Consider the following 26,848-nt stretch of genomic DNA (forward strand, 5'->3'; position numbering starts at 1 on the left):
CTTGCGCGTACGGTGGGACGCGACCGTCCAGGCGCCCGCCTGCCCGACGACCTGACCGAGGGGTCACCCATGGCCACGTACCTGTACCGACTGGGCCGCCACTGCTTCCGGCGGAGACGGGCCGTGCTGGCCGTCTGGATCGCCGTGCTGATCGCGATCGGCGGGGCCGCGGGAGCGTTCGCCGGGAAGACCAGCGACGAGTTCAAGGTGCCGGGCACCGAGGCGCAGACCACCCTGGACCGGATCAAGGACACCTTCCCGGAGCAGGGCCACGGCTCCGCCCAGGTGGTCTTCGCCGCCCCCGCCCCCGGCGGCGCCACCGCACCCGGGGCCGGCCGGGCCGTCAGCGAGGCGGTCGGCCGGATCGCCGCCGTCCCGGGCGTCGCCGCCGTGCCCGACCCGTACGCCACCGGCGCCGTCTCGCCGGACGGCCGGGTCGTGATCGCCCTGGTCTCCTTCGACCACAAGCTCGCCGACGTCACCGACCAGCAGCGCGAGGCCGTCCGGGCCGCCGCCGAACCGGCCCGCTCGGCCGGGCTGGACGTCGCCTTCGGCGGCGACGCCTACAACCGGATGGCCCAGGTCGACGGCGGCGAGGCGGTCGGCCTGGCCGTCGCCGGAGTCGTCCTGGTGGTCACCCTCGGCTCGCTGGTCGCCGCCGGTCTGCCGCTGCTGACCGCGCTGGTCGGGGTCGGCGTCGCGATGGCCGGGATCATGGCGCTGTCCGGCTCCTTCGAGATCATCACCACCGCCCCGGTGCTGGCCCTGATGGTCGGCCTCGCCGTCGGCATCGACTACGCGCTGTTCATCCTCTCCCGCCACCGCCGCCACCTCGACGAAGAGCTGGAGCCCGAGGAGGCCGCCGCCCGGGCCACCGCCACCGCGGGCAGCGCGGTCGTCTTCGCCGGCCTGACCGTGGTCGTCGCGCTCGCCGGACTCGCCGTCGCCGGCGTCCCGTTCCTCACCGTGATGGGCCTGGCCGCCTCCGGCGCCGTCGTGGTGGCCGTCCTGGTCGCGGTCACCCTGCTGCCCGCGCTGCTCGGCTTCGCCGGCCGCGCCATCGACCGGCTCCCGGTGTGGCGGCGGGCGCTGCGCACCGGTGGCCGCACCACCCTGGGCGAGCGCTGGGCCCGCTTCGTGGTCCGTCGCCCGCTGGCCGTGCTGCTCGTCGGTCTGGCGGGCCTGGGCGCCCTCGCGGTGCCCGCCGCGAGCCTCAGCCTGGGACTGCCGGGCGGTGGCTCGATGGCGGCCGGCACCGACGCGCGCAAGGCCTACGACCTGGTCGGCGGCAGTTTCGGGCCGGGCTTCAACGCCCCGCTGGTGGTCGTGGTGGACGCCCACGGCACCCCGCAGCCGCAGCAGGCGGTCCAGGGCGTCGCGGCGAAGCTGCAGACCCTCCCGGGCGTCCAGACGCTGCTGCCCCCGTCCGCGGACGGCACCGGCCGCACCGCGCTGCTGACCGTCATCCCGCGGACCGGCCCGGACCACGCCGACACCAGGGCCCTGGTCAACGAGATCCGCGACCAGCGCGCTCCGCTGCGGGCCGCGACCGGCGCGGACATCGCCGTCACCGGCACGACCGCCGCCAACATCGACGTCTCCACCAAGCTCGGCCAGGCCCTGCCGCCGTTCCTCGCGGTGATCGTCGGGATCGCGGTGGTGCTGCTGGCCCTGGCGTTCCGCTCGGTGCTCGTCCCGCTGAAGGCGGTGGCCGGCTTCCTGCTCAGCGTCACGGCCTCGCTCGGCGCGGTCGTCGCGGTCTACCAGTGGGGCTGGCTGGACGGCCTGATCGACGTGCCGAAGGTCGGGCCGGTGGTGAGCTTCGTGCCGATCCTGCTGATCGGCGTGCTGTTCGGGCTGGCGATGGACTACGAGCTTTTCCTGGTCTCCGGGATGAAGGAGCAGTACGTCCACGGCAAGGCGCCGCGCGAGGCCGTGGTGGCCGGGGTGCGGGGCGGCGCCCGGGTGGTCACGGCCGCCGCGCTGATCATGGTGTCGGTGTTCGGCTCGTTCGTCTTCGGCCACGACCCGATCGTCCAGCCGATCGGCTTCGCCCTCGCGGTGGGCGTGCTGGTGGACGCGTTCGTGGTGCGGATGGCGCTGGTGCCGGCCGCGATGGCGCTGTTCGGCCGGGCCGCCTGGTGGTTCCCGAAGCGGCTGGAGCGGGTCGTGCCGCGGGTCGACATGGAGGGTGAGCAGCTGGTCGCGCAGCTGGAGCGGCGGCCCGCGGAGGAGCCGGTCCGGGTCTGAGCGGGCGCCCGGTCCGGGCTTGCGCGGCGCTGTCGGAGGCCGGGGGCCGGGTCCGAGTCGGCGCCGGGGCGCTCGGGCGGTCGCGGCCGCCCGGGCGCTCAGCCCTGCGGCAACCGCTGCTCGAACCAGACCACCTTGCCGGTGCCCAGCCGGGTGGCCCCCCAGCGGTCCGCGCACCTGGCCACGATCTGCAGCCCGCGGCCGCGCTCGTCGTCCGGCCCGGTCCGGCGCGGCCGCGGCAGCAGCGGGCTGTCGTCGCCGACCTCGCAGCGCAGCCGGGTGGTGCGCACCAGGCTCAGGGTCACCGGCCGGGTCGCGTGCTGGACGGCGTTGGTCACCAGCTCGCTGACCATCAGCTCGGTCGCCTCGCTGAGCGAGCCGAGCCCCCAGCGGCGCAGCGTGTGCGCGGCCAGCCGACGGGCCCGGCCGGGCGTCTCGTTGCGCGGCTGCAGGTACCAGTGGGCGACGTCCCCGGCCGGGATGCCGTCGAAGCAGGCGCCGAGCAGGGCGATGTCGTCGCCGCGGTCGCCCGGCGGGAGGATCCGCAGCGCCTCCTGGCAGAGCTGTTCGGGGGCCTGCCAGCGGGCGGCGGCGATCCGGGCGCGGAGCACCTCCAGGCCGTCGCTGATCGCCCGGGTGCGGGTCTCCACCAGGCCGTCGGTGAACAGCAGCAGGGCCGATCCGGGCGGTGCGGGCAGCTCGACGGAGTTGAAGTCCACGCCGCCGACCCCGATCGGCGCCCCGGAGTCCAGCTCCACCAACTCGGCCGTCCCGTCCGGTCGGACGAGCACCGGCGGGACATGCCCGGCGTTGGCCAGCACCACCCGGTTGGCGATCGGGTCGTACACCGCGTACACGCAGGTCGCCAGGTGCTGCTCGCGGCCGAGCCGCTGGGCCTGCTCGTCCAGGTGGTAGAGCACCTCGTGCGGCGGCAGGTCGAGGGCGGCCAAGGTCTGTGCGCTGGTGCGCAGTTGGCCCATGATGGCGGCCGAGGTGAGTGAGTGGCCCATCACGTCGCCGACGATCAGGGCGACCCGGTTGCCGGGCAGCGGCACGGCGTCGTACCAGTCGCCGCCGACCTGCGCGCCGCGCTCGCCCGGCAGGTAGCGCTGGGCGATCCGGACGCCGTGCGGCTGCGGCAGCCGCAACGGCAGCATGCTGCGCTGGAGTTCGTTGGCTATCTCCCACTCGCGGGCGTACCGCAGTGCGGTGTCCACGGCCAGCCCGGCCTGGGTCGCGAGGTGCGCGGCGGTCGCGGTGTCGGCGGCGTCGAAGCCCGGCCGGCCGGTGCGTTCAGGGGGCCGGCGGATCAGCACCAGCAGGCCGAGGACGGCCTTGCGGCCGCGCAGCGGCAGCGCCAGCACCGAGGTGCCGGGTGCCAGCCGGGCCGGCCCGCGGGTGCCGTACAGCTCGCGCAACAGCGTCGCGGTGCGCTCGGCGCCGGGGCTGCCGAGCACCGCGGGCTCGGCGGGACGCCTGCTGAGCAGGGTGTGCGCGAGCACTCCGCCGCGGGTCACCGGGGTGGCCGGGCCGGTGTCGGCGGTCGAGCGGAAGCCGTAGCGGGACCGGTTCCGCTCGTCGACGCCGCCGGGCCGCCCGCGCCGTCCGATCCGGGTGCCGGTGCTGTGGTGGATCCGCAGTTCGTCCGGGAAGCCCGGTTCGCGCTCGACGTTGGGCAGCGGGTCGCGCAGGTGGATCACGGCGGCGTCGGCCAGCGTGGGGACCAGCACCCGGCCGATGTTGCGCAGCGTCGCGGACAGGTCGAGCGCGCTGTTGATCCGGCGGGTCGCCGAGTCGAGGTAGCCGAGGCGGTCCGCCACGTCGTCGCGGGCCGGCCCGGCGGCGGCCGGTGGGAGGGCGCCGGGCGCGGCCGGCTCGGCGCCCCGCGGGTGCGGGAGGGCAGGCGACTGTCCGGCCTCTGGTTTGAGCTGGTCGCGCACGGCTGCCTGTCCTGGACTCGAGGGGTGCTGTGAGGTGTGGTGCTGGCTGGCTTTCCTGGTCCCGCGGTCGATCAGCCGACGCGTCGACAGCACAGGAACAGCTGTTCCTCCGGCGGCAGCGTGGTACTGGCCGGCGCGTACGGGTGCCCCGAGCACTCCTCGACGGAGAAGCCCGCCGCGACCAGAACCCGCTCCAGATCCTCCCTCAGATACCCACTGATCCGCAGCTCTCTGCCAAGGAACGGAAGCGGAACGTGATCCAGGTCGGCCTCGACCATGCCGAGCGCCAGCAGGCCGCCCGGCCGCAGGAGTTCGCGCAGCCGCCCGAGCACCGTCGGGATCTCGTCCTGGGGCAGCAGGATCAGCGAGAAGAACGCGGTGACGGCGGCGAACCCGCCCCGGCCCGAGGGCCCCAGCCCGGGGGCGCCCCAGACCCGCTCGGCGCGCTCGGTGGCCAGATCGAAGAGGTCGATGCGATGGAACACCGGCGGGTGCTCGCCGGGGTATCGGGCCTCCGCGGCCAGGGTGAGCATCACGTCCGAGAGGTCCACCCCGGTGACCCGCAGGCCGCCGGCGGTGAGCTGGCGGACCGTCGGCTCACCCGTCCCGCAGCCGACGTCCAGGACCGGGGCGCCCGGTTCGAGCTCGGCCAGCAGCCGCTGCCCGCAGGCCAACTGGCCGTCCTTCGCCGGGAAGGCGTCGCCGTACCCGGCTCCGATGGTGTCGAAGGCGACCGCCTGGAGGGCCCGCGCGGCCCGGCGCCGCCGCAGGTCGGGATCGTCGTCACCCGCGTCCTCGTCGACGGGGAACGCGTCGGATATCTGTCCGGTCGTCACGATTGAGAGGCACCCTTCCACCCGTGGCCTCCGGGCGGCTGCACGCGGCCGCACGGGTCCGGGCCGCCGTCCGCCCCGGCGCCCGCCCTGCCTCGCCGGCCCACACGGTGTCGGCAGACACTCGTGTGTGTACTGGCATCCGAGAATATGCGCGATCACCGTGCCATGGGGTCCCTTTCCGGCCAACTCGTCATGCTTGGGCCGGTGTGGACGGGCTTGCGGAAGCACGACGGTGCGGGCCAGGGTGGTGCGGACCGGCGCCGCACGCCGCATGGCGCGCCGTGGTGAGGCCGCTGACCTGCGATGCCGCCGATCCGCAGGCTGACAATCGGACGTTTATCGAACGTCAATCGCCCCGGTGCAGAGTGGAGTCCAGCGCCGGGGAAGCGTTGAGGGCGCTCCCGCAGCCGGGGGGCTGCGGGAGCGCCGACGCGCGGATCGGGGGAGGAACTCCGCTGGGGGGCGGAGGCCTACGGCGCGGGGGGAGGGGAAGGGAGGGGCTCGGTGTGCTGTCGTTCGATGAGGGCCGCCACGGGGGAGGCCTCAGGCACACCGAGCCGCGTGAAGATCGCGTGCGCCTCCTGCAGACACGCCAGCCCGCGCGCGGGCTGCGCGAGCGCCAGCAGCGCCTCGCCGAGCGCGGCGTTCGCCAGGCCCTGGCAGTAGGCGGAATCCATCTCCCGGCCGATCGCGAGTGACTCCTCGGCCGCCTCGGCCGCCTCCGCGTGCTGACGTGCGGAGAGGAGGGCGGAGGAGAGCCGGGCCAGCGTGTACCCCTCCCAGAGGACGTTCTGCTGGGACCGGTACAGCTGGTGGGCCTCGCGCAGGTGCGGTACGGCGTCACCGGCGGTGAGCACCACCCCGAGCTGGTAGAGGGTGTGGGCGAGGCAGGGGCCGTTCTCGGACTTCCGGGCTGCGGCGACGCCGTCGGTCGCGGACTGGATCGCCGTCTCCGTCATGCCCAGCCGGTTCTGCACCCGGGCGATGTTGCTGATCAGTCTGGCCTCGCCGATCGCCGTGCCGACGATCCGGCTGATGGCGAGGGCCTGTTCGAGGAACGGCAGGGCCTCGGCCGTGCGGTTGCCGACGCTGAGGATCCACCCGAGCGTGTTGGCCGTGGCCAGGCGGAGGACGGTCGCGTCGTCCGGGGCCTGGAAGCCGAGGCTCCGGAGGAGGGACTGCTCGGCGCCGTGGAAGTCGCTGGTCACCGACTGCAGCGTGCCGAGCGCGAAGTGCACCCGGGCGAGCGCGGCCGCGTCGTCGCGCAGCTCCGAGTCGCCGCCCGTGATCTCCAGGATCCGCCGGACCCGGGGGCCGTGCGTCGGGTCGGGGCCGAGTCCGTAGAGGAGGATCAGCAGGTCGATCGCCGACCGCTGCAGGGCGACGGGCCCGTTGGCGGCGGCTTCGATGGCGCTGAGCAGCAGGGCGCCCTCCGTACGGAGCCAGTCCTGTGCGGACGCGCCGGTCGGGAGGCTGAGCCCCGGTGAGACGAGGGTGGTGAGCAGTTCCGGCAGCGGGTCGTCCGGCTCGATGGCCTGGGCGGCGTTGTGGACGGTCGGGATCAGCAGGTCGAGGAGCCGGAGGACGGCCTGCTCCTGGTCCCCGGAGTCCCCGATCCGCTCGTTCTGCCGCTGGGCGTAGAGCCGGAGGAGGTCGTGGTACCGGTAGCGGCCGGGCGTGAAGCACTCCAGCATGTTGGCTTCGACCAGTGCTTCGGTGAGGTCCTCGGCGGTGTCCTCGTCCACGCCGAGCAACGCCGCGGCTGCCGCGAGGGGTATGTCGGGCGCGTCGATCAGGGAGAGCAGCCGAAAGGCCCGGGCCTCGGGAACGGAGAGCTGTCCGTACCCGAGCCCGATCGTGGTCTCCACGGCGAGGTTGCCGAGTTGCAGTTCGTCCAGGCGCCTGCGCTGGTCGGCTAACCGCCGAGCCAGGTCGGAAACGCTCCACCGGGGGCGACTGGCCAACCGTGCTGCGGCGATCCGGACCGCGAGCGGAAGGAACCCGCAGGCGGTGACGACCGCCATGGCCGCCTCCGGTTCGGCGGCCACCCGTTGTTCCCCGACGATGGCGGAGAACAGCGACAGCGCCTCTTCAGGAGTCAGCTCCTCGACGTCGAACAGCTGCGCCCCGGGGATCCCGGCCAGCCGGGACCTGCTGGTGGCGAGCACCGCACAGCCGGAGACCCCTGGGATGAGGGGCCGGATCTGCTCGGCGTCCCGCGCGTTGTCCAGCAGGATGAGCATGCGTCGGCCGGCGAGCTGCGACCGGTAGAGGGCGGCTCGTTGTTCGAGTGAGTCGGGGTTCTCGGTGACCCCGAGGGCGTGGAGGAAGTCACCCAGGACGACGACGGGGTCGGCCGGGGAGGCGCCGGCTCCGCGCAGGTCGACGTACAGCTGCCCGTCCGGGAAGTCGGACCTGACGCGGTGGGCGACGTGGACGGCGAGCGTGGTCTTCCCGACTCCGCCGATTCCTGCCAGGGAGGTCACCAGCACCGCCTGGCCGGTGGCGTTCATCAGGACGGTGGAGAGGTCGGACACCAGATCGGTCCGCCCGCTGAAGTCCGAGACATCGGCGGGGAGTTGCGCCGGTGCCGGTGGTCCGGCCGGGCTCTCCTCGCGGGCCGCCCCGTCGGCCGTCGAGACCGGGAGTGCCAGCGCGGGATCGGCGGCGAGGATGCGCGCGTGCATGGCCGACAGGCCGGCGCCGGGTTCCACGCCCAGCTCGTCGATGAGCAGCTTCCGCGTGTCGGTGTAGACGCCCAGGGCCTCGGCCTGCCGCCCGCAGCGGTACAGCGCCAGCATGAGCAGTTCACGGAGTCGCTCGCGCAGGGGGTGTTCGGCGGTCAGGCCGTTGAGCTCGCCGACGATCTCGGCGTGCAGCCCGATGTCGAGGGCGGCGGCGCACAGGTCCTCGGACGCGGCGACCTGACGTTCGGCCAGTCGCAGCCGCTGGCTCTCGGCGTAGGGTCCCGGGATGCCCGTGAGCGGGCGGCCGCTGAACAGGCCGAGGGCCTGGACCAGCAGGCGGTGGGCCTCGGACTTGTTGCCGGCGGCCCGGGCGGACGTCGCCTCGGCGGAGAGCCGTTCGAAGACCGTCAGATCGACTGCTTCGCCGGGGATCCGCAGGGCGTATCCGTCCGCGACCGAGACCAGGAGCTCGGCGGGCGCCCGTACTTCGCGGCGCGGCTCGATGACGGCCCGCAGCCGGGAGACGTAGGTGCGGAGCGCGGCCACGGCCTGTGCCGGCGGGCGGTCGCCCCAGAGCGCGTCGACGAGGTCCTGCGTGGTGACCGGGCGCCCGGCGTGGAGGAGGAGCGTGCTCAGAACGGCTTGTTGTTGCGGGGAGCCGAGGGAGACGGGCTTGTCGTCGAGCCAGGCCTGGACCGGGCCGAGGACCTGGAAGCGCAGCGCAGGTGCCGGCGGCGTCTCCCGAAACTCCATGAAGTCCCCCGATGGCCTGTGGTGTTGATTCCGCGAAGGGCGCTCGGCGGTCCGCCGCGATGGTTCAGCCTAGGCGGACGCCCGACTCTGCCGGATGGCACTGCAAGCCGCACGATGTTTATCGGACATTTAATCAACCCTACGATACTGTCCGCGCGCCCGCGCCAAGCAGGTCGGGCTGAACACATTTGATGACCGAAAGGCGGCCGCCCAATGGCCAACAACCAGAGCGAGACCTCGGAGCCGTCGACGCCCGACAACGCGGCGCGGACCTCGGCCCCGGAGGCTGCTGTGGAGGCGGGCAAGGCTGTCGAGGGCGCGGTGACCGCCTCCTCGAACCCGACCGGATACACCGAGCCCACTCCCGAGCAGAAGGCGGCCCTCGAGGGCGAACTGTTCGGCGACGAGGCCGAGCACGTGGTGGAGCCCGCCGAGCCGACGACGGGCGAGCCGGGCAAGAAGTACGAGCCGGAGAGCATCATCTCCAGCCACCCGTAAGCACCCGCAGAACCGTCTGCCCCGGTATCCTCGGCCAGCCGCAATCCGACTGGGACGGCGCCCCCGCTTTGCTTGCCGCGAAGGTGGGGGCGCCGGTCGTTATGCCGGGGAATGGGGGATTGGGCGCTGCGGTACGGTCGATTCCGGCACCTGGCGCCCGGCCGGTGACCAGCGCCTCCCGTGTCGTGCCGGGGGGTGGGCGGGGCGTTCCGGAATTTCGGATTCACCGGGGATTGCCAGGTCCGAAATGCTTGGTTTGAGCGGATTCCGGAGCAATTCCAGCGAATCGTGATCTCAGGCGCAGGCGCGGAGCCGAGCGCTGTCGGAGAGGTCCGGCGCGCGGCCCGGCGGCCGTCTCGCGGGCTCGGGGTCGGGGTCGTCGGTGGCGGGTGGGCTCGTGGGGGCGGGGGAGAGGTGGCCCGGTTCGGCGGTCCACTCGCAGCCGCCGGTCTCGGGGCGCAGGTAGTGCTCTCCGCCGAGGGTGTCCATGTAGATGCCGGTGCGTCCGGTCCTCCGGTCGAGGACGAGTTCACCCACGTGCGGCCGGTAGGCCGCGGCGTCGCGTTGACGGGTGCTCACCGCACTGCTCCCTTGCTCTGGTGCGGGTGCGGCGCCGGGTGGGGCCGCCCCCTGGTCGCTGTCCGTGCGTGTGTGGTGCTGCTCGGCGACTACCCAGCATCTCTAGAGAAGCTAATATCTCTAGAGATGTCAACGGTCGTATCTCCTTACCGGCGGCCGTGGGCGCGCCTAGGATTTGTCCGAGGGAGAGGGAGCGGCGATGACCGGCAGCAGTGGCGACAAGCAGCCCAAGTACCAGCGGATCGCCGACTCGCTGAAGGCGGCCATCGGCACCGGCCGCTACCGGGCCGGGGACCGGCTCCCGGGGGAGAACGACCTCATGGACGAGTACGGCGTCGCCCGGATGACGGCCCGCCAGGCACTGGGCGTGCTGCAGAGCGAGGGCATCGCCGAGGCGCGCCGGGGTGCCGGGGTCTTCGTGCGGGACTTCCGGCCGCTGCGGCGGCGCGGGATCCAGCGGCTGGCGCAGGGGCAGTGGGGGTCGGGCCGGTCGATATGGTCGGCCGACATCGACAACCGGTCGCTGGTGGTCGACCAGGTGTCGGTCACCGAACTGGGCGCGCCCGAGCACGTGGCGGGGGTGCTGGGGGTGGACCCCGGCGCGCCGATGTGCGTGCGGCACCGCCGCTTCGTCCTGGACGGCAAGCCGGTGCTGCTGTCCACCTCCTACCTGCCGGCCGGGCTGGTCGCCGGCACGGCCATCACCCGCGAGGACACCGGCCCGGGCGGCACCTACGCGCGCCTGGCCGAGATAGGCGCCAAGCCCGTCCACTTCCGGGAGGAGGTCCGCTCCCGGATGCCCAGCGGCGAGGAGGGCGCCCGGCTGGAGCTCTCCGCCGGGACCCCGGTCATCCTGATCTGCCGGACCGCCTTCGCCGACGAGGGCCAGGTCGTCGAGCTCAACGAGATGATCCTCGACGCGGCCTCCTACGTCCTGGAGTACGACTTCGACGCCTGAGCGGCCCCGGCCCGGCCCAACTCGCCGGCCCGCACGCGTCCGACGCCCCGGCCCGCACCGCACCGGCCCGCACCGGCTCGCCCCCCGGAACGCCGCCGCCCCGGGCGCGTGGTGCGGCCGGGGCGGCGGTGGGGCGGGGCGGGGGCTACTCCTTGGAGCGGACCCGCAGGTTGGTGATCAGCGGCCCCTCGGTGGTCTCCCGGAAGAAGTCGTTGCCCTTGTCGTCGACGACGATGAAGGCCGGGAAGTCCTCGACCTCGATGCGCCAGACGGCCTCCATGCCGAGCTCGGCGTACTCCAGGACCTCGACCTTCTTGATGCAGTCCTGGGCGAGGCGGGCGGCCGGGCCGCCGATGGAGCCGAGGTAGAAGCCGCCGTGCTGGGCGCAGGCGTCGGTGACCTGCTTGCTGCGGTTGCCCTTGGCGAGCATCACCATGGAGCCGCCGGCGGCCTGGAACTGGTCGACGTAGGAGTCCATCCGGCCGGCCGTGGTGGGGCCGAAGGAGCCGGAGGCGTAGCCCTCGGGGGTCTTGGCCGGGCCCGCGTAGTAGACCGGGTGGTCCTGGAGGTACTTCGGCATGCCCTCGCCGGCGTCCAGGCGCTCCTTGATCTTGGCGTGCGCGATGTCGCGGGCGACGACCAGGGTGCCGGTGAGCGAGAGCCGGGTCTTGACCGGGTACTTGGACAGCTCGCCGCGGATCGCCGACATCGGCTGGTCGAGGTCGATGCGCACGACGTCGTCGTCGAGGTGCTCGTCGGTGGTGTCCGGCAGGTACTTGGCCGGGTCGGTCTCCAGCTGCTCCAGGAAGACGCCCTCGGCGGTGATCTTGCCGAGTGCCTGGCGGTCGGCGGAGCAGGAGACGGCCATGGCCACCGGCAGCGAGGCGCCGTGGCGCGGCAGGCGGACGACGCGCACGTCGTGGCAGAAGTACTTGCCGCCGAACTGGGCGCCGATGCCGATCTTCTGGGTCAGCTCGGTGACCTTGGCCTCCAGTTCCAGGTCGCGGAAGCCGTGCCCGGTCCTGGCGTCGCCCTCGGTCGGCAGGTTGTCCAGGTAGTGCGCGGAGGCGTACTTGGCGGTCTTGAGCGCGAACTCGGCGCTGGTGCCGCCGATCACGATGGCCAGGTGGTACGGCGGGCAGGCCGCGGTGCCGAGGGAGCGGATCTTCTGCTCCAGGAACGAGAGCATGCTCGCCTCGTTCAGGATGGCCTTGGTCTCCTGGTAGAGGTACGACTTGTTGGCGGAGCCGCCGCCCTTGGCCATGAAGAGGAACTTGTACGCGTCGCCGTCGGTGGCGTACAGCTCGATCTGGGCCGGCAGGTTGTTGCCGGTGTTCTTCTCGTCCCACATGGTCACCGGGGCCATCTGGGAGTAGCGCAGGTTGAGCTTGGTGTACGCGTCGAAGACGCCCCGCGCGATGGCGGACTCGTCGCCGCCCTCGGTGAGCACGTTCTGGCCGCGCTTGCCCATGACGATGGCGGTGCCGGTGTCCTGGCACATCGGGAGGATGCCGCCGGCCGAGATGTTGACGTTCTTCAGCAGGTCGAGCGCGACGAAGCGGTCGTTGGGGCTGGCCTCCGGGTCGTCCAGGATGCGGCGCAGCTGGGCGAGGTGGGCGGGGCGCAGGTAGTGCGAGATGTCGTGCATCGCCTCGGCGGTGAGCAGCCGCAGCGCCTCGGGCTCGACCTGGAGGAAGGTGCGACCGCCGGCCTCGAAGGTGGAGACACCCTCGGAGGTGAGCTTGCGGTACGGGGTCGGGTCAGCGCCCAGGGGGAGCAGGTCGCTGTACTCGAAGTCTGGCGTGGGAGCCATGGGGGCGGTCCTTAGGTTTCCAGTGATCCGGCTGCGTCGGCGAAGCACCATCCAGGGTAGGACCCGGCCTTGCGTCGCATGCGGACAGGGCAGCCTGCGTGACGGGGCTCACTCGGTCAGGAGTGCGAGCGACTAGGCTTGCGCCGTGGACAACTCGCCGCCGCAGGACGATCCGGGGCAGCCGCCGGTGCCGGCGCCCGTGCCGATGACCAAGCCCGAGACCCGACCGGAGCCGCAGCCGGACCGCGCGCCGGCCCCGCGGCCCCAGCCGCAGGCCCAACCCCAGCCGCAATCCCAGCCCCAGGCGCTGCACGCGCCCGTCGCGCAGGCGGACCTGCGGGTGTCCGACGCCGACCGCGAGCGGATCGCGGAGCTCCTGCGGGACGCCTACGCGGAGGGCCGGCTGGACGCGGAGGAGCACGCGGAGCGGATCGGGGCCGCGTACGCCGCCAAGACCTTCGGCGACCTGGTGCCGCTCACCCGGGACCTCCCCGGCCACCGGCCGCTGTCCTTCGAGAAGCCCCCGCTGGAGGCCCCGGCACCGCGCCCGGTGGCCCCCGCGCTGCCGCCCGCGCGCCAGGAGTCGCCGTCGATGGTGGCGGTCTTCGGCGGAGCCTCCCGCAAGGGCCGCTGGCGGGTGGGTTCGCACCTGAGGGCCTTCGCGGCCTTCGGCGGCGTGGAGATCGACCTGACGGACGCGGTGTTCGAGTCGCCCGAGGTGGAGATCGAGGTGACCGCGCTGTTCGGCGGGGTCGAGATCCGGGTCCCGGAGAACGTGAGCCTGCACGGCAGCGGTGTCGGCATCTTCGGCGGGTTCGACGTCCGGGAGCAGACGGCGGCGGATCCGTACGCGCCGGTGGTGCGGGTCAAGGGCGTTGCGATCTTCGGTGGTTGCGAGGCCAAGCCGCGGCGCGGCAAGAAGCTCAAGGAGTGGGTGCGCAAGCAACTCGGCACGGAATAGCCGGGGTTGTCCCACTCGGCGCCCGACCGGAAATCAACTCCCGGTCGGGCGCTCGGCGTTGCTCCGGGTGCGCTGTGTAGTCGATTGCGTGCAGTGTGCATGAATCGCGTCCGGCGGGGTAGTTCCTTCCGCACATCGCTTCTTGTACGGCTGCACACCGGAGGCGGCCCAGCGGCCGGTTCGGGGGTTGGACAGCGGGGGCTCGCAGCCGGGCAGGGGAGCGAGCTTCCCCGTGTCCGAGAGTCTCGTCAGGAGTACGGCCGTGCTGCATCCGATCGAGTCCCGCACCACCTCGCCCGTCGCCGCCGCGCAGCTGCTGGAGCGACCTCCGGTGGCCAGGCGGCAGCCGCAGCCCCCGGGCGGGCCGGGTTCCCAGGGCCTTGCCGCGGGGTCCCCCGGCGGGCCCGGCCCGGCCGGCGGTCCGGGGTCGGGCGAGGACAACCCGTGGCACACCGGGGCGGCCTGCCGGCGGGACGAGGCCGGGCTGTTCTTCGCGCCCTCGAAGGAGCCGACGGCGGCGCGGCTGTCGCGCGAGGAGCAGGCGAAGCAGGTGTGCGCCCGCTGTCCGGTGCTGCTGGAGTGCCGTGAGCACGCGCTCGCCCAGCCGGAGCCGTACGGCGTCTGGGGCGGGCTGACGGCGGCCGAGCGGCGGGTGGTGCTGGCCCGGCGGCGGCGCCGGGACGCCGAACTGCGGGAGGCCTCGCGGGTGGCGGCGGGGCAGCGGCGGATAGCCGGCTGACGGCGCGGGCCGGGCCCCGGGGCGGGCATCGCGGCCGGACGCGCCGCGGCCCCGGCGGAGGGGGATTCCGCCGGGGCCGCGGTCGCGGTCGTCCGGGTCTCAGTTGGCGCGGTCGAAGTCGATCGCGCTGTAGGCCCGCAGCTTCGACAGCTTGTGGACGGAGTTGATCTCGCGGATCGTGCCGCTCTTGGAGCGCATCACCAGCGAGCTGGTGGTGGCGGTCTCCGAGCGGTAGTGCACGCCGCGCAGCAGCTCGCCGTCGGTGATGCCGGTGGCGACGAAGAACACGTTCTCGCCGCTGACCAGGTCGTTGGTGGTGAGCACCCGGTCCAGGTCGTGGCCGGCGTCGAGGGCCTTCTGCCGCTCGGCGTCGTCCTTGGGCCACAGCCGGCCCTGGATCACGCCGCCCATGCACTTCATGGCGCAGGCCGCGATGATGCCCTCGGGGGTGCCGCCGATGCCCATCAGCAGGTCGACGCCGGTGCCCTCGCGGGCGGCCATGATGGCGCCGGCGACGTCGCCGTCGGAGATGAACTTGATCCGGGCGCCCGCCTCGCGGATCTCCCGGACCAGGCCGTCGTGGCGGGGGCGGTCGAGGACGACGACCGTGACGTCCTCGACGGCGCTGCCCTTGGCCTTGGCGACCCGGCGGATGTTGACGGCCGGCGGGGCGGTGATGTCGACGAACTCGGCGGCCTCGGGGCCGGCCACCAGCTTGTCCATGTAGAACACGGCGCTGGGGTCGAACATGGTGCCGCGGTCGGCGACGGCCAGGACGGCGACGGCGTTGTTCATGCCCTTGGCGGTCAGCGTCGTGCCGTCGACCGGGTCGACCGCGACGTCGCACTCGGCGCCGGTGCCGTCGCCGACCCGCTCGCCGTTGTAGAGCATCGGGGCTTCGTCCTTCTCGCCCTCGCCGATGACGACGACGCCGTTCATCGAGACGGTCGAGACCAGGGTGCGCATCGCCTTGACTGCGGCGCCGTCGGCGCCGTTCTTGTCGCCACGGCCGACCCACCGGCCGGCGGCCATCGCGGCCGCCTCGGTGACCCGGACGAGTTCGAGCGCGAGGTTCCGGTCGGGAGCCTCCGGCGCGACCTCAAGGGCGCTGGGAAGGTGGTGCGGGTACTGCGTGGTCATCGTCGTTACCTCTCTGTACGCGACGGCCAGTGAGCGCCCGACTACTGCCTGGTCGAACGCCGTGGTGAGGGTCCTGCGATCGTATCTGCCCACGAGATGACTGTCTGTGGCGCGGGTCGCCCCCCGGGTGCGGAGGGTGGCGGTTCGTCCCGCTTCACCCGTTCGTGGGCACCCCGGGTGGCCGGGGCGGTGTGTGGATGAGTCACCATGTGGGGGTGGCTGGAGAGAGCAAGGGCATGAGGGGCCGGCAGACCGTGCGGGACATGGTCCTGTCGATGCTGGCCGTCGGCGTCGTGGTCTGGGTGGGGTACCTGTTCCTGCCGCACGACGCGGACGGCGACCCGGTGCACGTGGTCGAGTACAAGGTGGCGGCGGCCTCCGCGAAGCGCGGTGCGCCCTACCGACTGCTCTCGCCCGAGGGCCTCCCCGACCAGTGGCGGGCCACCTCGGTCGGCTACCAGCCGGCCGCGAACGGCAAGGGCCAGGGCAATGCCTGGCACCTGGGCTTCGTCACGCCGTCCGGCCAGTACGCGGCGGTCGAGCAGAGCGACGTCCCGCGCGACGCGCTGGTCGGCGAGAAGGCCGCGGGCGCCAAGCCGGACGGCACCTCGGAGGTGGCCGGGCGGACCTGGGAGCGCCTGCAGGGCGAGAAGTCCCGCGCGCTGGTCGTGCAGTCCGACGGCGCGACCACGGTGCTCACCGGCACCGCCTCCTACGAGGAGCTGGCCGAGCTGGCGCAGGCGCTCAAGTAGCCGCGGGGCCCCGCGGCCGGCCCGGAGGGGCCGGGTGCGCCCCGGGGCGCCCTCGCAGGCCCCCGTGCGACCCCCGGCGCCCCCGTGCGCACACGGAAGGGCCCGCACCGGACGAACCGGTGCGGGCCCTCGTGCGTGCGGCGGATCAGACCGTGGTGACGACCTGGTCGTACGCGAGGCGCGGCGAACGGGCGAACCAGGCGTCGTCGCCCGGCTTGCCGATGTTGACCACGGCCAGCACCGAGTGCTCGCCGTCGCCGAAGAACTCCTTGTTGATGCCCTCGGCGTCGAAGCCGGTCATCGGGCCCGCGGCCAGGCCGGCGGCGCGCACGCCGATGATGAAGTAGGCGGCCTGCAGGGCGCCGTTCAGGGTGGCGGACTGCTCGCGGACGCTGCGCTCCGAGAAGAACACGTCCTTGGCCTGCGGGAAGTGCGGGAGCTGGGTCGGCAGCTCCTCGTGGAACTCGTTGTCCACGGCCAGGATGGCGACCAGCGGGGCGGCGGCGGTCTTGGCCTTGTTGCCGTCCGCGAGGTGCTGGACGAGGCGCTCGCGGCCCTCGGCCGAGCGGACCAGGACCACGCGCAGCGGCTGCTGGTTGAAGGCGGTCGGGCCGAACTTGACCAGGTCGTAGATGGCCTGGACCTGCTCCTCGGAGACCGGCTCGTCGGTGAAGGTGTTCGCGGTGCGGGCCTCGCGGAACAGCAGGTCCTGAGCGGCGGCGTCGAGTACCAGGGCTTCGGTGGTCATGCTTGTCTGCACCTCATGCGGGAGGGGTTCGTCGGAGTGTCCGGCCGGAGCCGGTCACATCATCCCAACATGGGTGAACGTTCAACGATTCCCCGGGGCGGTGTGAGCCGCGTCACTCCCCGGCCGCGGGCCCGCCCTCCTCGGCGGCCAGCGCGGCGTCCAGCCTGGCCCGGGCGCCGTCCAGCCAGCGCTGGCAGACCTTCGCCAGCTGCTCGCCGCGCTCCCACAGGGCCAGCGACTCCTCCAGCGACGTCCCGCCGTTCTCCAGCTGCCGGACGACGTCCAGCAGCGCGTCCCGGGCGTGCTCGTAGCCCAGCGCGTCGTCCGGGGTCGGCGCCGCCGCGGCCTGCTGCTCCTGCTGATCTGCCATGCGTGCCAGCGTAGGGGCTGGCGCCGACAGAACGGCCGCCACCGGACGAACCGGAGGCCGCGGGCCGGGCCGACCGGCTCAGTCCTCGTCGGCGGGCGCCTCCACGCGAACCCCGAAGGAGCCGGCCGCCACCCGGGCGTGCAGCCCCTCGCCGGCCGCGACCTGCCCCGGGTCGGTCACCACCGTGCCGTCCGCCCGCTGCAGCACCGCGTAGCCGCGCTCCAGGGTGGCCGCCGGGGAGAGCGCCACCACCCGGGCGAGGGTGTGCCCGAGGTCGCTCTGCGCGTGGTCCAGCCGGTGGCGCAGGGTGCGCCGAGCCCGTTCCAGCAGTGCCTCGACCTCCTGGCCGCGCCCGTCCAGCATCCGCTGCGGGGCGGCCAGCGCCGGGCGGCTGCGCAGGCCGTCCAGCCCGTGCTGCTCGCGGTCGACCCGGCCGAGGACGTGTCGGCGGGCCCGGTCCCGCAGCTGGCGGACCTTGGCCAGTTCCTCGCCGACGTCCGGAACCACCCGTTTGGCGGCATCGGTCGGGGTCGAGGCCCGCAGGTCGGCGACGAAGTCCAGCAGCGGCTGGTCCGGCTCGTGCCCGATCGCGCTGACCACCGGCGTCCGGGCGGCCGCGACCAGCCGCACCAGCCCCTCGTCCGAGAACGGCAGCAGGTCCTCGACGCTGCCGCCGCCGCGCGCCACGATGATCACGTCCACGTCGGGGTGCTCGTCCAGCTCCCGGACGGCCGCGCTCACCCGCTCCACCGCGCTGACCCCCTGCACCGGGACGTTGCGCACCTCGAAGCGGACCGCCGGCCAGCGCCGCCGGGCGTTCTCCAGCACGTCCCGCTCGGCCGCGGAGCCGCGCCCGGTCACCAGGCCGACGCACTGCGGCAGGAACGGCAGCGGCCGCTTGCGCCCGGCCTCGAACAGGCCCTCCCCGGCGAGCCTGCGCTTCAGCTGCTCCAGCCGGGCCAGCAGCTCGCCCAGCCCCACCGGCCGGATCTCCGAGGCCCGCAGGGACAGCTGCCCGCGTGCCGCGTACCACTCCGGCTTGGCGTGCACGACGACCCGCGCGCCCTCCTGCACGACCTCCGCGACCTGGTCGAACACCGAACGGAAGCAGGTCACGGTGAGCGAGACGTCCGCCTGCGGGTCGCGCAGGGTCAGGAACACCACGCCCGCCCCTGGCCGGCGGCTCAGCTGGGTGATCTGCCCCTCCACCCACACCGCCCCGAGCCGGTCGATCCAGCCGCCGATCAGCGCGGAGACCTTGCCGACCGGGAGCGGGGCTTCGGGGGAGCTGGTGTTGGCCATGCGTACGAGGCTAGCGGTCCCGTCGGACAGGCCCAGGGCCCGACGGCCGGTGCCGGGGCGGCCGGGCGGGGCGGGCTCAGCGGTGGTCGCCGACCGGCCCGCCCGACCCGGTGGAGCCCTGCACGCCCAGCACCACCAGCCCGGCCGCCAGCCAGATCAGGGCGGCGAGCTGCGCGGTCGCCGAGGCCTCGTAGACCACCGCGCAGATCACCGCGATCCCCAGCCCGGGGGCGACCAGGTGCCGCAGCCGGTCGCGCGAGCCGTGCCGCACCGTGTACCAGCCGATCACCGAGGCGTGCAGCAGCGCGAATGCGGTCAGCGCGCCCACGTTGACCACCGACGTCAGCTGGTCCAGCCCGTCGTCCCGGTTCGCCGCCCAGACCGCCGCGACCATGGTGATCACCGCGGCCGTCAGCAGCGCCCGGCGCGGGACGCCGCTGGCGGGGTCGACCGGGCCGAGGGCGCGCGGCAGCCGGCCGTCCCGGGCCATCGCGTAGACCAGCCGCCCGGCGGCCGCCTGCCCGGCCAGGGCCGCGAAGGCCGCGCCGACGGCCTTGCCGGCCGCCACCAGGACGTGCAGCCAGTGCCCGACGCCGCTCTCCACCGTGTCGTAGAAGGCCGAGCCCTGTGCCGCCGGGTCGGCGGCCAGCTGCTGCGGGGTCGTCGGCTCCAGGAGCGCCGCCAGGTAGGTCTGCGCGGCGAACAGCACTCCGGCCAGGACCAGGCACCAGAGCACCGCCCTGGCGACGGCCGCCGAGGCGCCGACCGCCTCCTCGACGAAGGTCGCGATCGCGTCGAAGCCCAGGTAGGACAGCACTGCGACGGACACCGCGGAGAGCACGGCGGCGAGCGAGAAGCCGCCGACGGCCGTGAACGGGGTGTCCCAGCCCCGCCGGGGGCCGTCCTGGACCAGCGCCACCACGGCCGCGGCGACGAACACGGCCAGCACCGCCAGCTCCATCGCGAGCACCGCGAAGCCGACCACCGCCGCCGTCCGCACCCCGACCAGGTTGAGCGCGGTGGTCACCAGCACCGCGAGCGCCGTCCAGACCCACCGGGAGACCCCGGGCACCAGCGAGTGCAGGGCGATGCCGGAGAACAGGTAGGCGACCGCCGGGATCAGCAGGTAGTCGAGCATCGCCATCCAGCCGGCGATGAACCCCGGCCCCTCGCCCAGCCCGGCCCGCGCGTAGGCGAACACCGAGCCGGTCTGCGGCACCGCGCGCACCATCTGGGCGTACGAGAAGGCGGTCAGGCCCATCGCCACCGTCGCCACCAGGTAGACCGCGGCGACGGCCCCGTGGCTCCTGGCGTCGAGCACGCCGAACACGCCGACCGGGGCCATCGGGGCGATGAACAGCAGGCCGTAGACCACCAGGTCGCGGACGCCGAGGCTGCGCCGCAGGGCGCCCGGCGGCGCCTGATCACTCGTGGAGCTCATAGACACCACATTTGAGCACCGACGACCGGGTCCGTCCGGAAGGCGCCTCACGTCGGCGCGGCTCGCCGCCGCCCGTACGATGGACCCATGTCCAACACCGCGCAGCGCCGTGTCCTGCTCGCCGCCCCCCGGGGCTACTGCGCGGGTGTCGACCGCGCCGTGATCGCCGTTGAGAAGGCCCTGGAGCAGTACGGGGCACCCATCTACGTCCGCAAGCAGATCGTCCACAACAAGTACGTGGTGCAGACCCTGGAGAAGAAGGGCGCCGTCTTCGTCGACGAGACGGAGGAGGTGCCCGAGGGCTCGATCGTCGTCTTCTCCGCGCACGGCGTCGCCCCGTCCGTCCACGACGAGGCGAAGGCCGGCAAGCTCGCCACCATCGACGCCACCTGCCCGCTGGTCACCAAGGTGCACAAGGAGGCCGTGCGCTTCGCCGACGAGGGCTTCGACATCCTGCTGGTCGGCCACGAGGGCCACGAGGAGGTCGTCGGGACGATGGGCGAGGCGCCGGACCGCATCCACCTGGTGGACGGCGCCGAGGACGTCGCCAACGTCCGGGTCCGGGACGAGTCCAAGGTCGTCTGGCTGTCCCAGACCACGCTGTCCGTGGACGAGACCATGGCCACCGTCGGCGAGCTGAAGAAGCGCTTCCCGGCGCTGGTCAGCCCGCCCAGCGACGACATCTGCTACGCCACCCAGAACCGCCAGGTCGCGGTGAAGCAGATGGCGCCCGACACCGACCTGCTGATCGTGGTCGGCTCCAGGAACTCCTCCAACTCCGTCCGCCTCGTCGAGGTCGGCCTGGAGTACGGCGCCCGCGCCGCCCACCTGGTGGACTTCGCCGAGGAGATCCAGGAGGCCTGGCTGGAGGGCGTCACCACGGTCGGTCTGACCAGCGGCGCCTCGGTGCCGGAGATCCTCGTCGAGGGCGTCCTGGAGTGGCTGGCCGCGCGCGGTTACGACACCGTCGAGACGGTCAAGACCGCCGAGGAGCACCTCACCTTCTCGCTGCCCAAGGAGCTGCGCCGCGACCTGCGGTCCGAGGCCGCCGGCAAGCTGTAGTCCGCCTCCGCACGGAGCCCGGCACCCCGAGGGGGGCCGGGCTCCGTCGCGTCCCGGACCCGTCCCTTCGCTGTGCGCGGCCGAACCCGCTCTCGTAACTTTGTGCACAGGCTGTGGACAAGCGGGTCCGCCGCCACGGGTGGAGGGTGGTCGTGATGACGGCGGTATTCGGCGTGGACATCGGCGGTTCGGGCATCAAGGGCGCCCCGGTCGACCTCGGCCGCGGCGCACTGGCCCAGGAGCGGCACAAGGTGCTCACCCCGCAGCCGTCCGCACCCGAGGCCGTGGTCGCCGCCGTCCGCGAGGTGGTCCGCCACTTCGACCACCAGGGCCCGGTCGGGCTGACCTTCCCCGGCGTGGTGGTCGGCGGCCGGACCAGGACCGCCGCCAACGTGGACAAGGGCTGGATCGGCCTGGACGCCGAGGGCCTCTTCCGCGAGGCGCTGGACCTGCCGGCGACGGTGCTCAACGACGCCGACGCGGCCGGTATCGCCGAGACGGCCCACGGCGCCGGCCACGACCAGTCGGGCGTGGTGCTGGTCCTCACCTTCGGCACCGGCATCGGCAGCGCGCTCTTCGTGGACGGCGCGCTGGTGCCCAACACCGAGCTGGGCCACCTGGAACTGCGCGGCAAGGACGCCGAGCGCCGGGCCTCCTCGGCCGCCAAGGAGCGGCACGGACTGAACTGGGAGCAGTGGGCCGGGCGCGTCGACGAGTACCTGGACCTGGTCGAGATGCTGTTCTCGCCGCAGCTGGTCGTGATCGGCGGCGGGGTGAGCCGCAAGCACGAGAAGTTCCTGCCGCTGCTGCGCCACCGGGAGGCCCGGGTGGTGCCCGCCGAGCTGCGCAACGACGCCGGCATCGTCGGCGCCGCCATGGCGGCGGCCCGGGCGGCGGGCTGAGCCCGGCCCGCGGCAGCCGCGGGCCGGGCTCAGCGGGAGCGGTGGATCCGGCGCTGGGCCACGAACCGGGCGAGCACGATCAGCGCGGCCAGCCCGGTGCCGGAGAACAGCCAGCCGGCCCGCAGCGCCAGCCCGGTCGCCAGCGCCACCACCTGGGCGGTGACCCCGGAGGAGCCGACCGGCCCGAACGCCAGCAGCGCCAGGGCGAACGCGATCGGCCCGCTGATCGGCGCGGCCAGCAGGTCGGCGTAGCGCACCCGGACGGCCAGCTGGAAGCAGACCACCAGGTAGCCCAGGCCGAACAGCCAGCCGAGCCCGTCGAACAGCAGCCGGTCCAGGCCGGCCACCGCGAGCGTGGCCAGCACCGCGACCACGCCGGTGCCGACGGCCGTCAGCCGGGTCGGCCGTCCCGTCCGGCGGCGGCCGTACAGCCGGGGCGCGGAGCGCCCGCGCAGGGGCAGGCGCAACCGCGGCCCGGGCGCGGCCGGGCGGCCCGCGGCGGGCGCGCCGGCCACGGGGCGCAGCCGGGAGGCGGGGGCGCCGGGGGGTCCGGAGGTCTCGGGAGCCCGGCCTGGACCGGGGACGGCGGCCCCGGCCGCGCCGTTCGGCGGTCGGCGTCTGGGCCCTGGCGGCTGGGTACGGATGCTCTGCTCCACCCGCCCAACGTACGGTCCGATCATCGCCACACTGTGTAATGGACCGTTCAGGTCTTGTCCCGTGTCCCCGGACCGGGTACTGATGTGACCGTCGATCAGGGCCCCGATCCGTCCGGCCCCGCCCGCGCACCGTGACCACCGGACCCGAGCCCCTCCCGGCGGCGACCGGGGGGTGAGGAGCTGCCCGTAGACTTGGGGGTCGGCCCGTACGGTGCCGACCCAACTCCTCCAAGCCCACGGGACTGCGCTTCATGTCGCTCACGATCGGAATCGTCGGCCTGCCGAACGTCGGCAAGTCGACCCTGTTCAACGCCCTGACCAAGAACGACGTGCTGGCGGCCAACTACCCGTTCGCCACCATCGAGCCGAACGTCGGCGTCGTCGGCGTCCCGGACGCGCGCCTGGCCAAGCTCGCCGAGATCTTCGGCTCCCAGCGCGTCCTCCCGGCGACCGTCGACTTCGTCGACATCGCCGGCATCGTGCGCGGCGCCAGCGAGGGCGAGGGCCTGGGCAACAAGTTCCTCGCCAACATCCGCGAGTCCGACGCGATCTGCCAGGTCGTGCGCGCCTTCACCGACCCGGACGTGGTGCACGTGGACGGCAAGGTGTCGCCCAAGGACGACATCGAGACCATCCACACCGAGCTGATCCTGGCCGACCTCCAGACGATCGAGAAGGTCCTGCCGCGGCTCCAGAAGGAGGCGCGCCTCAAGAAGGACACCGCCCCCGTGCTGGCCGCCGCCGAGGCCGCGCAGGCCGTCCTGGAGACCGGCAAGACCCTCTTCGAGGCCGGCTTCGACACCGCCCCGATCCGCGAGCTGCACCTGCTGACCGCCAAGCCCTTCCTCTACGTCTTCAACGTGGACGAGGAGGAGCTGGCCGACGAGGACTTCAAGAACGCCCAGCGCGCGCTGGTCGCCCCGGCCGAGGCCATCTTCCTGAACGCCAAGATCGAGTCCGAGCTGATCGAGCTGGACGACGCCGAGGCGCTGGAGCTGCTCCAGTCGATGGGTCAGGAGGAGCCCGGCCTGGCCACCCTCGCCCGGGTCGGCTTCGACACCCTCGGCCTGCAGACCTACCTCACCGCCGGTCCCAAGGAGACCCGCGCGTGGACCATCAAGAAGGGCGCCACGGCCCCCGAGGCGGCCGGTGTCATCCACACCGACTTCCAGAAGGGCTTCATCAAGGCCGAGGTCATCTCCTTCGCCGACCTCGTCGAGACCGGCTCCGTCGCCGAGGCCCGTTCCAAGGGCAAAGCCCGCATCGAGGGCAAGGAGTACGTCATGCAGGACGGCGACGTGGTGGAGTTCCGCTTCAACGTCTGAGCGGCCGGCACGGCGGCACGTCGCTGCCGCCGCAGGCAGCACGTGGGAAGGGGTCGGACTCCGTGGAGTCCGGCCCCTTCGGCGTCACCCGCGCCGGACGGGTGCCGGACGTTCCGGTGCGGGACCGGCGGTGATCAGGTCTCGTAGACGGTGGACCGGTGTCCCACGTGGACGACCCAGACCACCAGCTCTCCGTTGTCGATCGTGTAGACGACGCGGTAGTCGCCGACGCGCAGGCGGCGTCGGTCGGGCCGGGACACGAGTGCGGTCGTGTTGAAGCCGAGCGGGTCGGTCTCCAGCTCGGTCAGCTTGGCCAGGATGCGCAGCGCCGTGTCGCGGGGGATCTTCCGGAGCTCGGCCTGCGCCTCGGGGCGGAAGACGGTCCGGTACTCACTCACCGCGTGCCAGCGTCTCCCTCATGATGTCCTCGATCGGGATACCGGGCGCCGGGGTGGCCATGCGCTCGTCGATGATCCGATTGATCTCGCGCTCTTCCCACTCCTGGTACCTGCGCAGCACCTCGATGGAGACGACGGCCGCGACCTGCTTGCCCCGGCGGGTGATGACCGTGGGCACGTCGTCGCGGTCCGCGCGCTCCACGACCTCCGCCAGGTGGGCGCGCACGTCCCGGATGGACTCTATGGGCAGCGGCTGTGTCATGCGCCCAAGAGTACCGAGTGTCCCATGTGTACACAACGGGAATGCGTTCCGCTCCGGATCGGCCGGGACGGCGGGGCTGGGGCCTTCGGTCGTTCGGGATCCGGTGAAGGGCGGTCCGGCGGGCGGGGGTTCCTCTACGCTGAAGCGGACAACCGGGCTGTGGGGGAGAGGTGTTGGGCGTGGAGGTCGCGCTCGCGGTCGAGCCGGCGGGGGACGGGCGGGAGGGCGAGCAGGCCGAGGCCGCGGGCTCGCTGCGCCGGTGGCTGCTGGCGGAGCCCGAACTGCGGGGCAGTGAGGTGCGGGCCGGGGCGGCCGATCCGGCGGAGGGCCGGATGGGGGAGGTGCTGGAGGTCGTCAACGTGGTGCTGGCCAACGGCATCGCGCTGGCCGGCCTGGTCACCGCCGTGGCGACCTGGCGGGACGCGCGCCGGGGGAGGCCGCGGGTGCGGATCGAGTGCGGCGGCGCCACCGTGGTGGTCGAGGGCGGCTCCGCCGAGGAGGTCCGCCGGATCCTGGAGCAGCTGGAGCGGCCCGCTCCGCCCGGGCTCCCGGCCCAGCCGGCACGGCCGGGCGCTGCGGCGCCGGTCCCGGCGACCGGAGACGCCGAGTAGCCGTGGCCGCACTGGCGGACCCGGGCCGGTCGGCGGCCGTGCTCATCGGGGTCCACGACTACCTCCACCTGGACGGGCTGCCGGCCGTGGCGGCGAACCTGGAGGCGTTGCACAGGGTGCTCACCGACCCGGCGGTGTGGGGGCTGCCCGCCGGGGCGTGCACGGTGATCGCCCAGCCGGGCAGCGCGCGGCAGGTGCTGGACACCGTCCGGGAGAAGGCGCGCGAGGCCACCGACACCCTGCTGGTCTACTACGCCGGCCACGGTCTGACGGACGACTACACGGACGAGCTGCACCTGACCCTGCCGGACACCGTCCGCGACTCCGAGTACACCGCGCTGCGGTACGAGTCCCTGCGGCGCGCGGTGCTCGACCCGCAGGCCCGGGCCCGGCGCACGGTGGTGGTGCTGGACTGCTGCTACAGCGGGCGGGCGCTGGCCGGCGCGATGAGCGCGGGTGAGCACATCGCCGACCAGGCCGTGATCAACGGCAGCGTGGTGCTCACCGCGACCTCGGCGACCAGGGCCGCCCTCGCGCCTCCCGGGGAGCGTTACACGGCCTTCAGCGGGGAGCTCATCGGGCTGCTGGAGGCGGGGCTGCCCGGCGGGCCGGACCTGCTCGACATGGAGACCCTCTTCCGGCAGCTGGCGCAGCGGCTCTCGGAGAAGTCCCGGCCGATACCGCAGAAGCGCAGCCGGGACGACGGCAGCCGGATCGCGATCGCCCGCAACCGGGCCGCCGCGGTGCGGCCGGCGCCGAGCGGCGCGCCGGGGCACGGCGAACGGCGCGCGGGCGAGGAGCGGCGCCGGACGGCGGAGGCGGACGCCCGGGAGAAGCTGCGTCAGGCGGCCCGGCTGGTGGCGGTGCTGGCGGCCAAGCCGGATCCGGACTTCGCGCTGTTCTGGCTCGCGGTGCCGGTGGCGCGCGAGCTCTTCGGGGAGGGCTCGCTGGAGCCCGTCGGTGTGGTGGAGCCGGGGACGTGGTACCTGGCCGTCGACGGGCAGGGCGGCGCCCTGCGGGTGCAGCTGGCGGACGGCACGACGGGGTTCCTGCTCGACGTCGACGGGATCCAGAACGGCAACGCCGACCCGCCGGAGGCCGCGGAGCCGGAGGACGCGGAACCGGAGGACGGGGAGCCGGAGTTCGCGCCGTACTGGCTGGCGGTGCCCGCGACCCGTCCGCTGCTTGCGCTGGACGGGTCGTGGAATCCGGTGGGCGAGGTTCGGCCGGGCACCTGGTACCTCGGTGTCGAGGAGCGGGGGGCCGCCCTGGTCGTCCAGCTCCCGGACGGAACGCAGGGACTGTTGCTCGACCTGAGCGGGATCCAGCGGGACGGCACCGACCACGCGGAGGCCGGGGAGGTCGACTTCGTGCCGTTCTGGTTCGTGCTGCCGCTGGAACACCACCCGTTGATGGCGGAGGACGGTTCGGACCGCAGGGTGGGGGTGCTGGAGGCGGGGCGGTGCTACCTGGCCCTGCAGCATCGGGGCCAGGGCCTGCTCGTCCAGGCGTCGGCCACCGCCCGGGGGCTGCTCCGTACGACGCACGGTGCCCGGCGGGGGACCAAGGGCCGCGCCGGGGACGTGCGCCGGCTGTCCAAGCTGATCGATGCCGCTTCGGCGACCGGTCCGAGCCCGGACTTCCAGCCGTTCTGGTTCGCGGTTCCGGAGGTGCGTCCGCTGTTCGGGGCGACGGCCCGGGAGCCGGTCGGAGTCCTGCTGCCGGGAATCTGGTACCTGGCCGTCGAGCAGCGAGGCACCGCCCTGGTCGCCCAGCTGCGCAGCGGCCGCAAGGGCCTGCTGCTCGACGCGGTGGGCATCCAGCGCGGGTGACCGCGCCGGACGGGTGGCCGCGCCGGACGCACC

At 73.6% G+C, this 26,848-nt stretch carries 24 protein-coding genes; 11 read left to right on the plus strand and 13 right to left on the minus strand.

The genetic code is table 11. The annotated features are described in order from the left end of the window. Nucleotides 1-69: 69 nt before the first annotated feature. Nucleotides 70-2,250, plus strand: a complete 2,181-nt coding sequence (locus ACIA8Q_RS13075; protein WP_360210886.1) for an MMPL family transporter — start codon at nucleotides 70-72, stop codon at nucleotides 2,248-2,250. A 98-nt stretch (nucleotides 2,251-2,348) separates the two neighbouring features. On the opposite strand, the gene ACIA8Q_RS13080 is transcribed toward ACIA8Q_RS13075, so the two are convergent. From ACIA8Q_RS13080 to ACIA8Q_RS13090, 3 genes are all read right to left on the minus strand, one after another. Continuing rightward, entirely contained in the window at nucleotides 2,349-4,190 is a 1,842-nt protein-coding gene (locus ACIA8Q_RS13080) for an ATP-binding SpoIIE family protein phosphatase (RefSeq protein WP_360210884.1), read from the minus strand. A gap of 71 nt (nucleotides 4,191-4,261) precedes the next feature. Continuing rightward, nucleotides 4,262-4,960: a class I SAM-dependent methyltransferase gene (locus tag ACIA8Q_RS13085; protein ID WP_360210972.1), complete on the minus strand. Its 699-nt coding sequence runs from the start codon at nucleotides 4,958-4,960 to the stop codon at nucleotides 4,262-4,264. Between the two features lie 536 nt (nucleotides 4,961-5,496). Beyond that, nucleotides 5,497-8,466 carry an AfsR/SARP family transcriptional regulator gene (locus ACIA8Q_RS13090; RefSeq protein ID WP_396317186.1) on the minus strand — a complete coding sequence of 990 codons (2,970 nt, stop codon included), beginning with the start codon at nucleotides 8,464-8,466 and terminating at the stop codon, nucleotides 5,497-5,499. 213 nt (nucleotides 8,467-8,679) lie between these two features. Between ACIA8Q_RS13090 and ACIA8Q_RS13095 the strand changes: the two genes are divergently transcribed. After that, nucleotides 8,680-8,964 carry a hypothetical protein gene (locus ACIA8Q_RS13095; RefSeq protein ID WP_360210880.1) on the plus strand — a complete coding sequence of 95 codons (285 nt, stop codon included), beginning with the start codon at nucleotides 8,680-8,682 and terminating at the stop codon, nucleotides 8,962-8,964. Between the two features lie 294 nt (nucleotides 8,965-9,258). On the opposite strand, the gene ACIA8Q_RS13100 is transcribed toward ACIA8Q_RS13095, so the two are convergent. Continuing rightward, nucleotides 9,259-9,543 (minus strand): hypothetical protein, encoded by a 285-nt coding sequence (locus tag ACIA8Q_RS13100; protein WP_360210878.1) that lies wholly within the window; start codon nucleotides 9,541-9,543, stop codon nucleotides 9,259-9,261. 199 nt (nucleotides 9,544-9,742) lie between these two features. Here ACIA8Q_RS13100 and ACIA8Q_RS13105 point away from each other — a divergent pair, with 199 nt between their 5' ends. Continuing rightward, nucleotides 9,743-10,501 (plus strand): GntR family transcriptional regulator, encoded by a 759-nt coding sequence (locus ACIA8Q_RS13105; RefSeq protein ID WP_360210876.1) that lies wholly within the window; start codon nucleotides 9,743-9,745, stop codon nucleotides 10,499-10,501. Nucleotides 10,502-10,646: 145 nt separating this feature from the next. Here ACIA8Q_RS13105 and ACIA8Q_RS13110 read toward each other — a convergent pair whose 3' ends face one another. Continuing rightward, nucleotides 10,647-12,314 carry a fumarate hydratase gene (locus tag ACIA8Q_RS13110; protein WP_360210874.1) on the minus strand — a complete coding sequence of 556 codons (1,668 nt, stop codon included), beginning with the start codon at nucleotides 12,312-12,314 and terminating at the stop codon, nucleotides 10,647-10,649. Between the two features lie 145 nt (nucleotides 12,315-12,459). Between ACIA8Q_RS13110 and ACIA8Q_RS13115 the strand changes: the two genes are divergently transcribed. Further along, nucleotides 12,460-13,275: a DUF1707 domain-containing protein gene (locus ACIA8Q_RS13115; RefSeq protein ID WP_360210872.1), complete on the plus strand. Its 816-nt coding sequence runs from the start codon at nucleotides 12,460-12,462 to the stop codon at nucleotides 13,273-13,275. 331 nt (nucleotides 13,276-13,606) lie between these two features. Beyond that, entirely contained in the window at nucleotides 13,607-14,014 is a 408-nt protein-coding gene (locus ACIA8Q_RS13120; RefSeq protein ID WP_387904535.1) for a WhiB family transcriptional regulator, read from the plus strand. 99 nt (nucleotides 14,015-14,113) lie between these two features. Here the strand turns inward: ACIA8Q_RS13120 and glpX are convergent, their stop codons facing one another. Beyond that, on the minus strand, nucleotides 14,114-15,154 hold the full coding sequence (gene glpX / locus ACIA8Q_RS13125; protein ID WP_360210868.1) for a class II fructose-bisphosphatase: 1,041 nt from the start codon (nucleotides 15,152-15,154) through the stop codon (nucleotides 14,114-14,116). Nucleotides 15,155-15,369: 215 nt separating this feature from the next. On the opposite strand from glpX, the gene ACIA8Q_RS13130 reads away from it, so the two are divergent. After that, nucleotides 15,370-15,906, plus strand: a complete 537-nt coding sequence (locus ACIA8Q_RS13130; RefSeq protein ID WP_360210866.1) for a DUF4245 domain-containing protein — start codon at nucleotides 15,370-15,372, stop codon at nucleotides 15,904-15,906. A 145-nt stretch (nucleotides 15,907-16,051) separates the two neighbouring features. Here the strand turns inward: ACIA8Q_RS13130 and ACIA8Q_RS13135 are convergent, their stop codons facing one another. The 4 genes from ACIA8Q_RS13135 to ACIA8Q_RS13150 all read right to left on the minus strand — a co-directional run bounded on the left by ACIA8Q_RS13135 (nucleotide 16,052) and on the right by ACIA8Q_RS13150 (nucleotide 19,767). After that, on the minus strand, nucleotides 16,052-16,654 hold the full coding sequence (locus ACIA8Q_RS13135) for a malonic semialdehyde reductase (protein WP_360210864.1): 603 nt from the start codon (nucleotides 16,652-16,654) through the stop codon (nucleotides 16,052-16,054). Between the two features lie 112 nt (nucleotides 16,655-16,766). Next, nucleotides 16,767-17,024, minus strand: coding sequence for an exodeoxyribonuclease VII small subunit (locus ACIA8Q_RS13140; RefSeq protein WP_360210862.1), 258 nt, complete (start codon nucleotides 17,022-17,024; stop codon nucleotides 16,767-16,769). 78 nt (nucleotides 17,025-17,102) lie between these two features. Then, nucleotides 17,103-18,326, minus strand: a complete 1,224-nt coding sequence (gene xseA, locus ACIA8Q_RS13145; RefSeq protein ID WP_360210860.1) for an exodeoxyribonuclease VII large subunit — start codon at nucleotides 18,324-18,326, stop codon at nucleotides 17,103-17,105. A gap of 76 nt (nucleotides 18,327-18,402) precedes the next feature. Continuing rightward, entirely contained in the window at nucleotides 18,403-19,767 is a 1,365-nt protein-coding gene (locus ACIA8Q_RS13150) for an APC family permease (RefSeq protein ID WP_396317187.1), read from the minus strand. A gap of 87 nt (nucleotides 19,768-19,854) precedes the next feature. Between ACIA8Q_RS13150 and ACIA8Q_RS13155 the strand changes: the two genes are divergently transcribed. Beyond that, nucleotides 19,855-20,829, plus strand: coding sequence for a 4-hydroxy-3-methylbut-2-enyl diphosphate reductase (locus ACIA8Q_RS13155; RefSeq protein ID WP_360210856.1), 975 nt, complete (start codon nucleotides 19,855-19,857; stop codon nucleotides 20,827-20,829). A gap of 155 nt (nucleotides 20,830-20,984) precedes the next feature. Then, nucleotides 20,985-21,731 carry a polyphosphate--glucose phosphotransferase gene (ppgK, locus tag ACIA8Q_RS13160; RefSeq protein WP_360210854.1) on the plus strand — a complete coding sequence of 249 codons (747 nt, stop codon included), beginning with the start codon at nucleotides 20,985-20,987 and terminating at the stop codon, nucleotides 21,729-21,731. Nucleotides 21,732-21,760: 29 nt separating this feature from the next. Here ppgK and ACIA8Q_RS13165 read toward each other — a convergent pair whose 3' ends face one another. Beyond that, nucleotides 21,761-22,246 (minus strand): DUF6542 domain-containing protein, encoded by a 486-nt coding sequence (locus ACIA8Q_RS13165; protein ID WP_360210852.1) that lies wholly within the window; start codon nucleotides 22,244-22,246, stop codon nucleotides 21,761-21,763. Nucleotides 22,247-22,638: 392 nt separating this feature from the next. Between ACIA8Q_RS13165 and ychF the strand changes: the two genes are divergently transcribed. Then, nucleotides 22,639-23,712, plus strand: coding sequence for a redox-regulated ATPase YchF (gene ychF, locus ACIA8Q_RS13170; RefSeq protein ID WP_360210850.1), 1,074 nt, complete (start codon nucleotides 22,639-22,641; stop codon nucleotides 23,710-23,712). A gap of 134 nt (nucleotides 23,713-23,846) precedes the next feature. Here ychF and ACIA8Q_RS13175 read toward each other — a convergent pair whose 3' ends face one another. Both ACIA8Q_RS13175 and ACIA8Q_RS13180 read right to left on the minus strand, forming a co-directional pair. Beyond that, the gene (locus ACIA8Q_RS13175) at nucleotides 23,847-24,110 is read right to left on the minus strand and encodes a type II toxin-antitoxin system RelE/ParE family toxin (protein ID WP_360210848.1); all 264 of its coding nucleotides are present in this window, start codon (nucleotides 24,108-24,110) and stop codon (nucleotides 23,847-23,849) included. Beyond that, nucleotides 24,103-24,372 (minus strand): type II toxin-antitoxin system Phd/YefM family antitoxin, encoded by a 270-nt coding sequence (locus ACIA8Q_RS13180; protein ID WP_360210846.1) that lies wholly within the window; start codon nucleotides 24,370-24,372, stop codon nucleotides 24,103-24,105. The genes ACIA8Q_RS13175 and ACIA8Q_RS13180 overlap by 8 nt, the downstream gene beginning before the upstream one ends. A gap of 179 nt (nucleotides 24,373-24,551) precedes the next feature. Between ACIA8Q_RS13180 and ACIA8Q_RS13185 the strand changes: the two genes are divergently transcribed. Then, nucleotides 24,552-24,983, plus strand: coding sequence for a hypothetical protein (locus ACIA8Q_RS13185; protein WP_396317188.1), 432 nt, complete (start codon nucleotides 24,552-24,554; stop codon nucleotides 24,981-24,983). Nucleotides 24,984-24,985: 2 nt separating this feature from the next. Continuing rightward, complete coding sequence (locus tag ACIA8Q_RS13190) at nucleotides 24,986-26,815, plus strand: caspase domain-containing protein (protein ID WP_396317189.1); 1,830 nt, start codon at nucleotides 24,986-24,988, stop codon at nucleotides 26,813-26,815. Nucleotides 26,816-26,848: the final 33 nt, after the last annotated feature.

The sequence above is a fragment of the Kitasatospora sp. NPDC051705 genome (genome assembly GCF_044453265.1).
In the GTDB taxonomy this organism is placed as follows: Bacteria; Actinomycetota; Actinomycetes; order Streptomycetales; family Streptomycetaceae; genus Kitasatospora.

Excerpts from the sequence above, each read along its gene's own strand:
- ACIA8Q_RS13095 (WP_360210880.1), top strand. The coding sequence starts at position 8,680 with ATGGCCAACAACCAGAGCGAGACCTCGGAGCCGTCGACGCCCGACAAC.
- ACIA8Q_RS13110 (WP_360210874.1), bottom strand. The coding sequence starts at position 12,314 with ATGGCTCCCACGCCAGACTTCGAGTACAGCGACCTGCTCCCCCTGGGC.
- ACIA8Q_RS13155 (WP_360210856.1), top strand. The coding sequence starts at position 19,855 with ATGTCCAACACCGCGCAGCGCCGTGTCCTGCTCGCCGCCCCCCGGGGC.
- ACIA8Q_RS13105 (WP_360210876.1), top strand. The coding sequence starts at position 9,743 with ATGACCGGCAGCAGTGGCGACAAGCAGCCCAAGTACCAGCGGATCGCC.
- xseA (WP_360210860.1), bottom strand. The coding sequence starts at position 18,326 with ATGGCCAACACCAGCTCCCCCGAAGCCCCGCTCCCGGTCGGCAAGGTC.
- ychF (WP_360210850.1), top strand. The coding sequence starts at position 22,639 with ATGTCGCTCACGATCGGAATCGTCGGCCTGCCGAACGTCGGCAAGTCG.
- ACIA8Q_RS13150 (WP_396317187.1), bottom strand. The coding sequence starts at position 19,767 with ATGAGCTCCACGAGTGATCAGGCGCCGCCGGGCGCCCTGCGGCGCAGC.
- ACIA8Q_RS13075 (WP_360210886.1), top strand. The coding sequence starts at position 70 with ATGGCCACGTACCTGTACCGACTGGGCCGCCACTGCTTCCGGCGGAGA.
- ACIA8Q_RS13090 (WP_396317186.1), bottom strand. The coding sequence starts at position 8,466 with ATGGAGTTTCGGGAGACGCCGCCGGCACCTGCGCTGCGCTTCCAGGTC.
- ACIA8Q_RS13135 (WP_360210864.1), bottom strand. The coding sequence starts at position 16,654 with ATGACCACCGAAGCCCTGGTACTCGACGCCGCCGCTCAGGACCTGCTG.
- ppgK (WP_360210854.1), top strand. The coding sequence starts at position 20,985 with ATGACGGCGGTATTCGGCGTGGACATCGGCGGTTCGGGCATCAAGGGC.
- ACIA8Q_RS13140 (WP_360210862.1), bottom strand. The coding sequence starts at position 17,024 with ATGGCAGATCAGCAGGAGCAGCAGGCCGCGGCGGCGCCGACCCCGGAC.
- glpX (WP_360210868.1), bottom strand. The coding sequence starts at position 15,154 with ATGACCACGCAGTACCCGCACCACCTTCCCAGCGCCCTTGAGGTCGCG.
- ACIA8Q_RS13180 (WP_360210846.1), bottom strand. The coding sequence starts at position 24,372 with ATGACACAGCCGCTGCCCATAGAGTCCATCCGGGACGTGCGCGCCCAC.